General features: G+C 29.6%; 11 protein-coding genes and 3 tRNA genes. 6 read left to right on the top strand and 8 right to left on the bottom strand.

Features of this window, described 5'->3' with window-relative positions:
• Nucleotides 1-9 precede the first annotated feature (9 nt).
• Both I1N47_00830 and I1N47_00825 read right to left on the bottom strand, forming a co-directional pair.
• A complete protein-coding gene (locus I1N47_00830; GenBank protein ID WBF65697.1) occupies nt 10-1,575 on the bottom strand; it encodes a TerC family protein in 1,566 nt (521 codons plus the stop codon).
• Between the two features lie 79 nt (nt 1,576-1,654).
• Nucleotides 1,655-2,431: an inositol monophosphatase gene (locus tag I1N47_00825; protein ID WBF65696.1), complete on the bottom strand. Its 777-nt coding sequence runs from the start codon at nt 2,429-2,431 to the stop codon at nt 1,655-1,657.
• Between the two features lie 136 nt (nt 2,432-2,567).
• Here I1N47_00825 and I1N47_00820 point away from each other — a divergent pair, with 136 nt between their 5' ends.
• Nucleotides 2,568-3,314, top strand: a complete 747-nt coding sequence (locus tag I1N47_00820; GenBank protein ID WBF65695.1) for a TrmJ/YjtD family RNA methyltransferase — start codon at nt 2,568-2,570, stop codon at nt 3,312-3,314.
• Here I1N47_00820 and I1N47_00815 read toward each other — a convergent pair.
• Complete coding sequence (locus tag I1N47_00815) at nt 3,311-4,132, bottom strand: mechanosensitive ion channel (GenBank protein ID WBF65694.1); 822 nt, start codon at nt 4,130-4,132, stop codon at nt 3,311-3,313. The two genes, I1N47_00820 and I1N47_00815, sit on opposite strands and share 4 nt — an antisense overlap.
• 100 nt (nt 4,133-4,232) lie before the next feature.
• On the opposite strand from I1N47_00815, the gene I1N47_00810 reads away from it, so the two are divergent.
• Both I1N47_00810 and mutS read left to right on the top strand, forming a co-directional pair.
• The gene (locus I1N47_00810; protein ID WBF65693.1) at nt 4,233-4,793 is read left to right on the top strand and encodes an NAD(P)H-dependent oxidoreductase; all 561 of its coding nucleotides are present in this window, start codon (nt 4,233-4,235) and stop codon (nt 4,791-4,793) included.
• A gap of 50 nt (nt 4,794-4,843) precedes the next feature.
• Nucleotides 4,844-7,456, top strand: coding sequence for a DNA mismatch repair protein MutS (gene mutS / locus I1N47_00805; GenBank protein WBF65692.1), 2,613 nt, complete (start codon nt 4,844-4,846; stop codon nt 7,454-7,456).
• Between the two features lie 110 nt (nt 7,457-7,566).
• Here mutS and I1N47_00800 read toward each other — a convergent pair whose 3' ends face one another.
• From I1N47_00800 to I1N47_00790, 3 genes are all read right to left on the bottom strand, one after another.
• A complete protein-coding gene (locus I1N47_00800; GenBank protein WBF65890.1) occupies nt 7,567-8,463 on the bottom strand; it encodes a 4-hydroxy-tetrahydrodipicolinate synthase in 897 nt (298 codons plus the stop codon).
• Nucleotides 8,464-8,495: 32 nt separating this feature from the next.
• Nucleotides 8,496-8,571: transfer RNA gene (locus I1N47_00795), tRNA-His, on the bottom strand.
• 146 nt (nt 8,572-8,717) lie between these two features.
• Nucleotides 8,718-8,794: transfer RNA gene (locus tag I1N47_00790), tRNA-Arg, on the bottom strand.
• Between the two features lie 130 nt (nt 8,795-8,924).
• Between I1N47_00790 and rfbB the strand changes: the two genes are divergently transcribed.
• From rfbB to rfbC, 3 genes are read left to right on the top strand one after another with little or no spacing between them, the layout of a single operon-like run.
• Entirely contained in the window at nt 8,925-9,926 is a 1,002-nt protein-coding gene (rfbB, locus tag I1N47_00785; protein WBF65691.1) for a dTDP-glucose 4,6-dehydratase, read from the top strand.
• A 9-nt stretch (nt 9,927-9,935) separates the two neighbouring features.
• The gene (rfbD, locus tag I1N47_00780) at nt 9,936-10,832 is read left to right on the top strand and encodes a dTDP-4-dehydrorhamnose reductase (GenBank protein ID WBF65690.1); all 897 of its coding nucleotides are present in this window, start codon (nt 9,936-9,938) and stop codon (nt 10,830-10,832) included.
• Nucleotides 10,822-11,361, top strand: a complete 540-nt coding sequence (gene rfbC, locus I1N47_00775) for a dTDP-4-dehydrorhamnose 3,5-epimerase (protein WBF65689.1) — start codon at nt 10,822-10,824, stop codon at nt 11,359-11,361. The genes rfbD and rfbC overlap by 11 nt, the downstream gene beginning before the upstream one ends.
• A 5-nt stretch (nt 11,362-11,366) precedes the next feature.
• Here rfbC and I1N47_00770 read toward each other — a convergent pair.
• Together I1N47_00770 and ppk1 are read right to left on the bottom strand one after the other, a co-directional pair.
• Nucleotides 11,367-11,443: transfer RNA gene (locus tag I1N47_00770), tRNA-Pro, on the bottom strand.
• A 68-nt stretch (nt 11,444-11,511) separates the two neighbouring features.
• A complete protein-coding gene (gene ppk1 / locus I1N47_00765) occupies nt 11,512-13,590 on the bottom strand; it encodes a polyphosphate kinase 1 (GenBank protein WBF65688.1) in 2,079 nt (692 codons plus the stop codon).
• Nucleotides 13,591-13,609: the final 19 nt, after the last annotated feature.

Raw genomic sequence — 13,609 nt, 5'->3', positions numbered from 1 at the left:
CAATTATAATTATTCATTAGATGAAACATCAATTTTATCTACAATTTTCTTAGTCACTCTAACTAAAGAGATCCTACGACCGTCACATTCTAAAACTTCAAAACAAAATAAATTACCATAATAGTAATGATCCCAAATATCTCCTATTTCAGGAAGCTCTCCAAATTTAGATAATAAATATCCAGCCATTGTTGAATAATCTTGAGATTCATCTACAAGACCTTCAATTTCTAAAGATTGTTCTACATGATGAAGATCAGCAGACCCATAAATCTTCCATATAGAATCATTTTCCTTAATAATTGCAGGTAGTTCATCTTCATCAGGAAACTCGCCAGCAATTGCCTCTAAAACATCAATAGGTGTAACAAGACCTTCAATTTCACCAAATTCATCAGCAACCAAAACTAACTGTCCTCTTGAGACTTTTAAAATTTCTATCAATTTCAAAATACTTATAGACTCATGAACAATAACAGGATCTCTTAAATTAGCTTTCGATAGATCGTTATTCTCTGTTAGATATGATATTAAGTCTTTAGCTCTACCAATACCAATAATTTCATCTAGTGAACCTTTACAAACTGGAAAAAAACTATGTGGAACTTCTATTAATTGCCTATGTACTTCTTGTGGAGAATCTGTAATGCTAATCCAGGAAATATCAGTTCTTGGTGTCATTATAGATAAAATAGATCTATCAGATAAAGCCAAGACACCACTAACCATGTTTCTTTCTTCGATACCAAATGTTTTAACATTAACATGTTGATTATCTGAAGATTTAGGAGAATCATTAGAGTATGACTTACCAAACATTCTGAGAACTGCCTCTGCTGTTCTTTCTCTCATAGGTCTTCTGGAATTGATCATCAAAAAATTTCTTCTTGATATATAATTTAAAGCTTCTATAGATATCGAAAAACCTATGGCAACATATAAATATCCTTTAGGTATTTTGTAACCAAAACTTTCTGCTAATAAAGAGAAACCTATAATAAGTAAAAACCCTAAACAAAGAACAACAGTACTTGGATGATTATTTACAAATGTAGTCAATGGTTTTGAGGCAATCATCATTACACAGGTAGCTATAATTGCAGCAATCATCATAATAGCCAACTGATCAACCATACTTATAGCTGTTATTACAGAATCTAATGAAAACACTGCATCTAAAACAACAATCTGTGCAACAATTACCCAAAAACTGGCATATTCTTTTGAATAGGTAGAGGAATTGTTATCGCCATTGATACGTTCATGAAGCTCTATTGTACTTTTAAATAACAAAACTATTCCGCCTATGAGCATAATCAAATCACGACCCGAAAATGAACTATTTGGAAATATAGGATTTGTTAAAGTTAATAACCATGACATACATGATAGAAAGATTATTCTAATAAACAAGGCCATACCAAGACCTATGATACGTGCCTTATCTCGTTCTTTAGGCGTTAACTTATCTACTAAAATTGCAATAAAAACTAGATTATCTATCCCTAAAACAATTTCTAGTACTATCAATGTAAGCAAGCCGACCCATGCTGTTGGATCCAGCAGCCAATCCATTAGATCTTCCTCCTTAAAATCAACATTCTAACTTCAACTAAAAATATAAGATTATATAACAAAACAAGAAACCAAATGCTTAGTCATAATTTATATTTTGTGTTTGTAGAGCATTAACTATCTTAGCAAATATTTTTGGTGTTGCTGCCAACATCTGACCAGAATAAAACCAATTTTGTTCTCCATAATGATCAGCTACTAATCCTCCAGATTCAGAGGATAATAATCCACCAGCAGCCATATCAAAAATACTTAAATTAGAACCTAAAAAAGCCTCTAACCTGCCACAAGCAACATAAGCAAGAGCCAAAGAACAAGAATTTATCTTTCTAATAGATAAGTTTTGTATTGCTTTATGCAAAAAACCAAGAGAATCATTAGTTACAAAATTATCTTGAACAGAAATTAAGGACTTACTAAAACGATTTTTTCCTGACACTCTAACACGTCTATCATTCAAAAATGTTCCTGCACCCCTACTTGCTGTAAACAGTTCATTGCGAATAGGGTCATAAACAACAGATTGCACAATATTACTATAGTGCATAAGACTTATAGAAATTGAATAAAAGGGAAAACAATGAATAAAATTTTCTAAACCATCTAATCCACATACAATCCATTTAAACTCTTTATTGAGATCAAAACTATTATTTTTACCAATAAAATCATGATCTGGATAAACATTCAATAAAACTTCTGATATTGCTTGTTCTGATAAACGACTAGTTTCTGCTACATACTCATTAAGTAAATTAGAAGAGACATTATTTCTCTCCAAGTCTAAGCTTGAACGATTTATTATAGCACCGGCTTTTCTAGCTGCCTTAATTGCAATATTTAAAATTGGATTCATAATTAAATTAATAAATGCTAATATAGAAAATCTATAGATTTTATAATAAACAAACATAATATATGTAATAACCTATCAAGCATATATAAATAAGATAGTATATGCAAAAAAACCAGCCATAACATAAATAATCAAGATGTTTTCAAAAATAAATTTCATATTAGTTAACCCTAGTCATCCTGGTAATATAGGATCTTCCGCAAGAGCTTTAAAAAACATGAATTTTCAAAAGTTAATAATTGTAGGAACTAACAATTATAAAATTACAGAAAATAATGAAGCTATTAAATTTGCAAGCAACGCTCAGGATGTTTTAAAAAACATCGCAATTTGTAAAAATCTAAAAGAAGCACTCTCAAATACATCTTTTTCAGTAGCATTAACAGCAAGAAATAATAGAAAAATTGATCTATACTCTTATGAAATTAGAGATGCAATAAAAGTAGCTATTTCACATTTGATAAACTCAAATAGAGAAATATCATTTGTATTCGGATCAGAAAATCATGGGTTAACTAATCAACAAATATCACTATGCAATTGTATTAGTACTATACCATCTAATCCAGAATACCAGTCTCTAAATATATCACATGCATTGCAAATAGTTGCATGGGAAACATATTACACAATTATGAAACAAAATATAAACATCACAAAACAAGTTCCATATAAAAAAAATAATGACCCAGCATCTATTTCAGAAATAATTACTCTTTTAGAAAAATTAGAAAATGTGCTTATAAAAATAAATTTTCTTAACCCATTAAAACCAAAACATCTTATGCTTAAATTAACACAGTTAGCATTAAGATCGAATATCAAAAAAAATGAAATAAATATTTTACATGGTATTTTGGAGTCTATTATCAAAAATCATTAATTACTTAATTCCTTAATAACAATTGGCGATTTAAAGCCATTATTTCCTAAAACTTTCCATACTTCATTATATAAACTCCATCGAAAATCCCAATAAGTTGTAGAATTAGACCATGCTCTTATTTTAACAACAATTACTAGTTCTCTAAAATCGACAACTTTAACTAAAGGTTCTGGATCATTTAGTAAATATTTATTCGATAAAACAACATCCATAATTAGTTTAATAGCAAGTTCTATATCATCCTCATATCTTAAAAAGACTGGTATATCTAATCTTCGTGTAGCATTACGACTAAAATTAGTAATTGTTGAGTTCCAAACCATGCTATTTGGCAAAGATAAATGAATACCATCTGGTTGAATAATTTTAGTCAAAAATAAACCTACTTCTTGAATAACTCCTTCTTCAGAGGTTTTCAAAGAAATATACTCTCCAACTCTGATAGGTCTAAGCAATAACAACATAATACCTGCTGCTATATTTTGTAATGTTCCTTGCAAAGCAAGTCCTATAGCTAAACCTGCAGCTCCCAAAACAGCTATTATACTAGCAGTTTGAACCCCAAATCTAGAAAGAACAGCAATTGATGTAAATATTCTAATGCTCCAAACAATCAAAGATTTTAACATTGGAACAACAGTAGTATCTATATGAGTTGATAGATCCACTGCTCTTTCAAACCAACGACCTATCACTGAAGAAATCCACCAACCGAAAACTAAAATAAAAGCCGAAAATAACAAATTAAGCATAAAATATTTGATTATAAGCATACAAAGCTCCTGAAAATTATTCTTACCAATATAATAAGACATATCATCGATTTCTCATGTATTATCAGAAATATCTATAGTCATGATAAAATTACAAATTATACAAATAAACTATCATTAAAAACAAATGAAATAACTAATTATGACCACACAAAAAATAACAGTAGCAGTCTTCATAGGAAGTTTAAAAAAAGACTCTATAAATTCTAAAATAGCTAAAACTGTAGAACAAATTTCATATAAAGATTTAATATTCAAATATATAAAAATTTCTGATTTGCCTTTATATAATGAAGACTATGAGAAACAATTTCCAGAAAAAATATCAAAACTGAAAAATGAAATTATAAATACAGATTTTGTGCTATTTATAACACCTGAACATAATAGATCTATACCAGCAGCATTAAAAAACGCAATAGATTGGATATCTAGACCATACGGTCAAAACTCTTGGAAAAATAAAAAAGCAGCTATCATTGGAGGATCTATTGGCAAATCTGGAACATGTTGTGCACAATATCATCTAAGACAGATACTATCATCATTAGGCGTTATCATAATGCCAACACCAGAATTAATGTTGCAATGCCATGACAATATCTTTGATCCAGAATTATCCATAGTTAATGAAAAACATACTTTGAATTTTATAGAATCATGGGTTAATCAATATACTAATTGGTTAAAAAAATTTATATGAAAAGAGAAAATTATTAAATAAACAGAAATAGCACTTACGAAATACATTATATGAAAATGCCGACCATAATAGAAGGGTTAAGCCCACTAATGCAACAATATATTTCCATAAAAAAAGAAGCAGGAAACATGTTGCTTTTCTTCAGAATGGGAGATTTTTATGAAATGTTTTACGAAGATGCTGAAAAAGGATCCATTTTATTAAATCTTAATTTAACAAAAAGGGGGTTTATAAATGGTATGCCTATACCCATGGCAGGAATTCCAGCAAACTCGTTAGAGCAATATCTAGGAAAGCTTATAGAACAAGGAGAATCTGTAGCTATTTGTGAACAAATAAACGATTTTAGCAATTCTAAAACGAATCTAGTTGAAAGAAAAATAGTTAGAATTGTAACTCCTGGAACTATAACAGAAGAATCTCTACTACCATCTAAATCAGATAGCGCCATGGTTGCTATTAATCCATATAAACATAATAAACAAGAAATAGGGATTTCTTATTTAAACCTAGCAAATGGTGATTTTAAGGTAATAGAATGTCAATCATTACAAGAACTAAAATCAGAATTACATAGGTTATCACCAACTGAAATAATTATACCTGAAGAATATAATTTAACTGACACTCAAGATTTCAAAGCTACGTATACTAGAGTCCCTAAATGGCATTTTGATTATGAAAACGCCTTAAATCATCTATTAGATCATTTTGAAATATTGTCACTTGATAGTTTTGGCTTATCAACAAATTCATCATATATAGGAGCAGCTGGAGCCATCCTAAGATATGCTTATAAAGCGCAATCTCTTTACGATTTATCACATATCCAAACAATACAGATAGAACATTCAAAACAATTTGTTTTTCTAGATCCATTCACAAGAAAAAATTTAGAAATAACTCAAACTATCTATGGAGAAAAATCTCCAACACTTTTTTCTCACTTAGATAGATGTAACACTTCTATGGGTAGTCGACTATTAAAAAAATGGTTACATAACCCACTGGTTGATAACAAAGAAATCCAACTAAGGCAAGAAGGTATAAATAGTTTACTATCGGGAAATAATACAGATAAATCAGAAAATAATAGTATTATACAAAAAATTAATAATCTATTAAAAGAAATACCAGATTTAGAAAGAATAACCTCAAGAATAGCATTAAAATCAATTCGTCCTAAAGAATTAATCTATATAAAAAATGCTATAAAAATCATACCACATATTAATTCCATATTAATTACAATTAGAAAATCAGCAAAGATTATAAGTCTCAAAGAAAAGTTGATAATAGATACATCAATATATGATTTAATAAATGAATCAATAATCCCTGAACCAGCATACTCTATAAAAGATGGAAATGTAATAGCAGATGGTTTTGATCAAGAACTAGATACATTAAGATCTATTTCTCAAAATGAAAGCACATATTTGCAAGAGCTAGAATCAAGGGAAAAAATCAAGACAGGCATTAATAATTTAAGATTATCTTTCAGTCGAATACATGGTTTTTATATAGAAATTACTAAAGGTCAAATTGAAAAAGCTCCATCACATTATAAAAGAATCCAAACCCTAAAAAATGTGGAAAGATTTACTATTCCAGAACTTAAAATATGGGAAGACAAAATATTATCAGCCAGAGAAAAGTCCTTATCTAGAGAAAAGTATTTATATGAAGAAATAATAAATAAATTGAATAACTACATAAAAGATCTAATAGAATGTGCGAAAGCAATTGCTGAGCTTGATGTATTGTCTGCTCTAGCAGAACATGCCTTTATATATGAATGGACATGCCCTACTATAAGTAATGAAAATGAAATAATAATCAAATCAGGAAAACATCCAATAGTAGAAGCTCATATAGAAACATTTGTTCCGAATGATTGTGTTCTTAATGATGAACAAAAAATGCTTATAATAACAGGGCCCAATATGGGCGGCAAATCTACATATATGAGGCAAATCGCTTTGATCTCTCTTCTTGCAAGAGCAGGAAGTTTTGTACCTGCAGCTAAAGCACGAATTGGCAAAATTGATAGAATCTTTACAAGAATTGGAGCTTCAGATGACATATCAGGAGGAAAATCTACTTTTATGGTAGAAATGACAGAAACATCAGTAATACTTTCGTCTAGCAATAAAAACAGCTTGGTACTAATAGATGAAATAGGTAGAGGTACGTCTACAAATGAAGGCATATCACTCGCATGGGGTATAGCTGACTATCTATTAAACCATAATAAATCTTTCACTGTTTTTGCAACTCATTACTTTGAATTAACCAAAATACCTCATGTTTATAAACAAGCAACTAATGTACACATGAGTGCTATAGAAACAGATGATAACCTAGTATTTTTACATGAGCTGAAAAATGGACCAGCAAATCAAAGTTATGGGATACAAGTCGCAAAAAAAGCAGGCTTACCAAGAGAAGTAATACGAAAATCTATAGAAAAACTTAATTCAATAAAAAAACCAAGCACTAAAAATAATATACAACCAAGTTCAAGTACTATTAACTATGATATACAGCAATATGAAAAACTCAAAAAAATCATTTTAAATATAAATATAGATGAAACAACTCCATTAGAAAGCTTGAACAAACTAAAAAATATACAAAAAATAATTACCAGTGATACATAGCATAATAATATATATCACTAAACATATAAGAAAAAACAAAAAAACTTATGATATTATTGACCATCATAAGTTTTTTGAACTAAAGCAATTAAATTAATTAGATATTTCTTCTAAATAAGACCTGCTACTTTCATTGCTTTTCTGACAAAGGCATGATTTGATTCACTCAAAGGTACTAAAGGTAAACGGTAACCTAAAGATGTAAGACCAAGCTCACTCAAGGCCCATTTAACAGGTATGGGATTAGCCTCTACAAACAAAGCCTTATTCAACAAGGATAACTTCATATTAAGTTGACGTACCATAGCAACATTCCCAGCTTTTGCTGCCTCACATAAATCATGCACAAGTCTAGGAGCAATATTAGCTGTAACAGAAATATTTCCAGCCGCTCCTAACATAATAAATGCCGCCGCAGTAGGATCATCTCCACTAAAAACTTGAAAACCATCAGGGATTTCTCTTAACAACAACACTCCCCTAGCTATATCCCCAGTTGCATCTTTCAATCCAATAATACCTGGTATTTCAGATAATCTAACAACAGTCTCATTGCTAATATCAGCTACAGTTCTTCCTGGTACATTATATAAAATAATAGGTAAATCGACAGACTCTGCGATCATCTTAAAATGTCTATATATTCCTTCTTGAGAAGGTTTATTGTAATAAGGAACAACCGATAAACCAGCATGAGCACCAACTCTTTTGGCATGTTCTGTTAAATAAATAGCTTCACTTGTAGAATTAGCACCGACTCCAGCGATTACAGGTATGCGACCATTAGAATGCTCTACAGCAACTTTAATCAATTCAGCATGCTCATCAAAAGACACAGAAGGAGACTCTCCAGTTGTACCAACAACAACGAGAGCATCAGTACCTTCAGATATATGCCAATCAATCAAAGAACGATATGAATCAAAATCAAAAGTGCCATCAGGCAACATAGGAGTAACTAAAGCTACAATACTACCACTAAAAATAGGATTTGCATGGTTTGCCATCATCAAAGGCTCCAAAATTTTCTAATACAAATTGGGGTGGTCGATGGGGCTCGAACCCACGACAACCGGAATCACAATCCGGGACTCTACCAACTGAGCTACGACCACCTCTGCATCAAGAGTAAAATATTAGCATATTCCAACTTGAATAAAACAATAGATAGCAAAAATACCACTTATCAGAATTAAAAATATAAGTAAAAAATTTATAGAAACCTATTCCTATACAACTAATTTATAATTATAATAAAATATGGCGCGGTAGGAGGGATTCGAACCCCCGACCCCGGGCTTAGAAGGCTCGTGCTCTATCCTGCTGAGCTACTACCGCTAATTCTTTAATCTATACACAATAATCTGATAAAACATTAGAATTTTAACAAAATAAAAAACTAAAAGATAGTGTTGTAGAAATAAATTCTTTAATTTACTCTAAAAAATATATAAATTATATCAATAATATGACTATATTAATTACAGGGGGATCTGGATTTATAGGATCTAATTTTATAAAAATATGGATAAATAATTTTAAAACTCGCAAAATAATAAATCTAGATAAATTAAGTTATGCCTCCAACAATATACAAAATCTTCCTACAAAAAACTATAAATTTATAAAAGGTAATATTGGTAATATTAATCTGGTAAAGAAGATACTATACAAATATCAACCAGATGTAATCATCAATTTTGCAGCAGAAACTCATGTGGACACATCAATTTCAAATCCAAAAATATTCGCTCAAAACAATATAATGGATTTTCTCAATTTCATTGAAACTTGTAAATGCTATTGGGAAAATACTAACCAAGATAAAAAAGAAAAATTTAGATTTATACAAATATCTACAGATGAAATTTATGGATCATTAAAAGAAAATGAAAAACCTTTTACAGAAAATAGTAGATACAAAACAAACAATCCATATTCAGCCAGCAAAGCATCAGCCAATCATATAGCACAGTCCTTTTTCCAAACATACGACTTTCCAATAATAATAACTATTAGCACAAATAATTATGGACCATATCAACATACAGAAAAATTTATACCAAAAATAATTAAATCAGCAATACAAAATACTATTGTACCAATATATGGTGATGGTCAACAAATTAGGGATTGGCTATATGTAAAAGACCATTGCAATGCACTAATCAAAATAATCAAATATGGCATTCCTGGAGAAAGCTATAATATTGGCGCTAATAACGAAATAACCAATCTAGAACTTGCTATTTTATTATGCGAAATTTTAGATAAAATATATCCTAATAAAAATTGTAAATCTTATAAAACAAATATTAGATTTATAAATGACCGTCCAGGACATGATACAAGATACTCGCTTGATTCAACAAAAATTCAAACGACAATGCAATGGAAACCTATAGAGAAAACAGAATCTGGAATATATAAAACTGTAAATTGGTACTTAAAAAAAATGAAACATATTTAAATAAATTATATGAAAGTTATAATTATTGGCAGCAAAGGACAACTCGGAGAAGAATTACTTAAGAAATTCATAAATATAGATAATATAGAATTAATTTACTGGAATAGGAAAGATATAGATTTCATCTACACAGAAGCTATTTATTATAAACTTCTAACAATCTGTCCAGATATAGTAATAAATGCTGTAGCATATACAGATGTAGATAAAGCAGAACAAAATGCAGAATTAGTATATAAAATAAATTATGAATCTGTCAAAAGCATAGTTAGATATATAAAAGATAAAAAATCCTTACTAGTTCATTTTTCCAGTGACTATGTTTTTGACGGTAGAAAAAATGCAAGATATAGCGAATATGATTCTACTAACCCTTTAAATATATATGGACATTCAAAACTAGCAGCTGATTTATATATCCTTAATAGTTCTTGCAATTCATTAATATTTAGAACAAGCTGGATTTTTTCTGCAAAAGGTAACAATTTCCTAAACAAAATTTTAAAGTTATCCAAAATTAAAGAATCTATAGAAGTAGTAAATGATCAATATGGATCACCATTATCGGCAAAAGTAATAGCAGAAATAACTGTAAATGCAATAATGAAGTTATATAAAAAAAACGGAGCAGAAATTTATAATGTAAGCATTAACAATATTATTAATAGATACGACTTGGCCTTTCTTTTCTTAAAAAAAGCTAAGCAAAAATTATTTAATATAAAATGCAACAAAATAATACCAATAAAAAGCATATTTCATAATGGAGTCCTTAGACCAAAACACTCTTATTTATTAGAAAATAAAAATATTAATAAATTATCAAGCCATTTACCTATCTTTAATAATTGTCTAGATGAAACTGTCGAAGAAATAGTTTCATACAGTAAAAAACATGATCACTAAATCATTAACTATAAAAAATTTGTTAATTATAAAACCAAAAATTTTTAGAGATACAAGAGGATCTTTTTTTGAAAGTTTTAATTCATTAAAATTTCAAAAACTTGTGAATAAAGATTATAGTTTTGTTCAAGATAATTGCTCGATATCAAAACATAATGTCTTAAGAGGATTACACTTTCAAACTATAAGACCACAAGCGAAACTTATTCAAGTTCTACATGGCAAAATATTTGATGTTGTAGTTGATTTGAGAACTAAGTCTTCAACATTTGGAAAATGGGAAAGTACTATATTAAAATCATCAAACAGAGAACAACTTTGGATACCAGAAGGATTTGCTCATGGCTTTTTAGTTCTATCTCAAAAAGCCATAATACTGTACAAAACAACTGAATTTTATCAACCTAATTTAGAAAGATGTATTGTTTGGAATGATGAGACATTAAATATTAGTTGGCCAATTAATGAATATCCTATTATTTCAGAAAAAGACAAAAACGGCCAAAAATTTAAAGATTTAATAAATTAAAAATATGGTCGGGGCGGTGGGATTCGAACTCACGACCCTCTGCTCCCAAAGCAGATGCGCTACCAGGCTGCGCTACGCCCCGAAAATATCATCAATTTTAATTATCTCAATATTTAATGAAAATGTCAAATTTTTTATAAAAACATATTTTTATGACCTAAAAATATCCATAAGATAATTTTGAGAGCTAAAGCTTAATTCATTTTCATGATTTAATACTTTAAAATACTCACCATCACACTGCTCCCAAGCAAATTCATTCTCCTTTAATCCATAAGAAAAAGCTTCTTCTATAATCCTTTTCTTTATACTAACATTCATAATCGGGAATGCAACTTCTACTCTTCTGAAAAAATTTCTTTCCATCCAATCTGCAGATGATAAAAATAACTTTTCCTCACCATCTGAATAAAAATAAAAAACCCTAGAATGTTCTAAAAATCTTCCTAAAATAGAACGAACTCTTATATTTTCAGATAAACCTGGAACACCAGACCTTAAAGCACATACTCCTCTAACAATTAAATCTATTTGAACGCCAGATTCACTAGCTTTATAAAGCTCTTTTATTATCTCTGGCTCCAATAAAGAATTCATTTTAGCCATTATTTTTGCTGTTCTACCTTTATTTGATATTTCAGTTTCCTTTCTTATCATCGAAATAATTCCATCATGCAAAGTAAAAGGAGAACATAAAAGATAATTCATTGGCAAACGTGATCCAAGTCCTGTAAGTTGAAAAAAAACTTTATCAACATCTTCACATAATCTAGGATCAGATGTAATAATACCAAAATCTGTATATGAATTAGATGTATGAGGATGATAGTTACCTGTGCTCAAATGAGCGTATCTATTCAATAGACCTTTTTCTCTACGTAAAACCAGGGCCATTTTAGCATGAGTTTTATAAGAAACAACACCATAAACGACATGAGCCCCGACCTCTTCTAACTTAGCTGCCCAGTTAATATTTGTCTGCTCATCAAATCTAGCCATCAACTCCACCACTACTGTTACTTCCTTGCCCATACGAGCAGCTAATAATAGAATTTTCATTAATTCTGAATCTTCACCTGTACGATAGATAGTTTGTTTAATAGCAACGACTTCAGGATCTAAGGAAGCTGCTGTTAAAAAATCAATAACGGGTTGAAAAGATTGATATGGATGATGAAGTAAAACATCTTGTTTTTTCAAAAAATTGAATAATATATTAGGTTTATCTTTTGCTAAGCGAAATGGAGTAGGTATAGACGGAACATACGCTTTAAATGCTAAATGCTGTAGTTCTTTTATACTACAAATTTGAATAAGTCTAGAAATATTAACTGGTCCTTTCACTTTATAAAGGTCGTATGAAGATAAAGAGAATTCTTTTTGTAAAAAAGATTTTAAAAAATCAGGAGTTGACTCATCTATTTCTAACCTTACTGCAGCTCCAAAATGTCTTTGAGATAACTCACCTTGTAATGCTAATCTTAGATTAGTCACTTCTTCTTCATCAACAAACAAATTACTATTTCTTGTGACCCTCCATTGGTAACAACCATTAATTACCAATCCTGGAAATAACTCCCCTATAAACGCTTTCAATAAAGATGTCAGCATCACATAACTATATTTATAATTAGATATAGTTATAGGCATTTTTATTAATCTTGGCAATGCTTTTGGCATTTGTACAATAGCGATAGAAGCTTGCCTACCAAATGCATCTATCCCTGATAATGAAACTATAAAATTAAGACTTTTATTATAAACCATAGGAAAAGGATGAGCAGGATCCAAACCTATTGGAGTTAATAAAGGCATTACTTCTTTAATAAAAACTTCTTTTGCCCATTTTCTTTGATCTTCATTCCAATCAAAAATATACGGAATAGAGACATCATTTAATAATAATTCAGGCACAATATAATTTTGAAGAATATCATATTGTTTATCTACTATAGAATGAATTTCTTGCTGTATTCTAAAAAAATCTTCAAATAACATTAGTCCATCACTACTATCCAAATCTGAATGTAATCTTTGCTGCTCCTTTAATGAGGCTATCCTTATCTCAAAAAACTCATCCAAATTTAGACTGACTATACAAACATATTTCAAACGTTCTAGAAGAGGGTAACTTGAGCTTTCTGCAAGATGAAGAACACGTGAATTAAATTTTAAAAATGATAGATCTCTATTCAAAAATAAAGAATCTTTAGAAAAAGAATTTAGCATATATTTCTTACAGAACAAT

Origin of the sequence: Candidatus Kinetoplastibacterium crithidii, from assembly GCA_027557655.1 — a bacterium.
GTDB lineage: Bacteria > Pseudomonadota > Gammaproteobacteria > Burkholderiales > Burkholderiaceae_B > Kinetoplastidibacterium > Kinetoplastidibacterium crithidii_C.
The sequence above is the reverse complement of the archived record's forward strand: the minus strand, read 5'-3'. Positions and strand labels throughout refer to the sequence as shown.

What these genes read in the sequence shown, in the direction of transcription:
- I1N47_00830 (WBF65697.1), bottom strand. Translation starts at nt 1,575, where the DNA reads ATGGATTGGCTGCTGGATCCAACAGCATGGGTCGGCTTGCTTACATTG.
- I1N47_00825 (WBF65696.1), bottom strand. Translation starts at nt 2,431, where the DNA reads ATGAATCCAATTTTAAATATTGCAATTAAGGCAGCTAGAAAAGCCGGT.
- I1N47_00820 (WBF65695.1), top strand. Translation starts at nt 2,568, where the DNA reads ATGTTTTCAAAAATAAATTTCATATTAGTTAACCCTAGTCATCCTGGT.
- I1N47_00815 (WBF65694.1), bottom strand. Translation starts at nt 4,132, where the DNA reads ATGTCTTATTATATTGGTAAGAATAATTTTCAGGAGCTTTGTATGCTT.
- I1N47_00810 (WBF65693.1), top strand. Translation starts at nt 4,233, where the DNA reads ATGACCACACAAAAAATAACAGTAGCAGTCTTCATAGGAAGTTTAAAA.
- mutS (WBF65692.1), top strand. Translation starts at nt 4,844, where the DNA reads ATGAAAATGCCGACCATAATAGAAGGGTTAAGCCCACTAATGCAACAA.
- I1N47_00800 (WBF65890.1), bottom strand. Translation starts at nt 8,463, where the DNA reads ATGGCAAACCATGCAAATCCTATTTTTAGTGGTAGTATTGTAGCTTTA.
- rfbB (WBF65691.1), top strand. Translation starts at nt 8,925, where the DNA reads ATGACTATATTAATTACAGGGGGATCTGGATTTATAGGATCTAATTTT.
- rfbD (WBF65690.1), top strand. Translation starts at nt 9,936, where the DNA reads ATGAAAGTTATAATTATTGGCAGCAAAGGACAACTCGGAGAAGAATTA.
- rfbC (WBF65689.1), top strand. Translation starts at nt 10,822, where the DNA reads ATGATCACTAAATCATTAACTATAAAAAATTTGTTAATTATAAAACCA.
- ppk1 (WBF65688.1), bottom strand. Translation starts at nt 13,590, where the DNA reads ATGCTAAATTCTTTTTCTAAAGATTCTTTATTTTTGAATAGAGATCTA.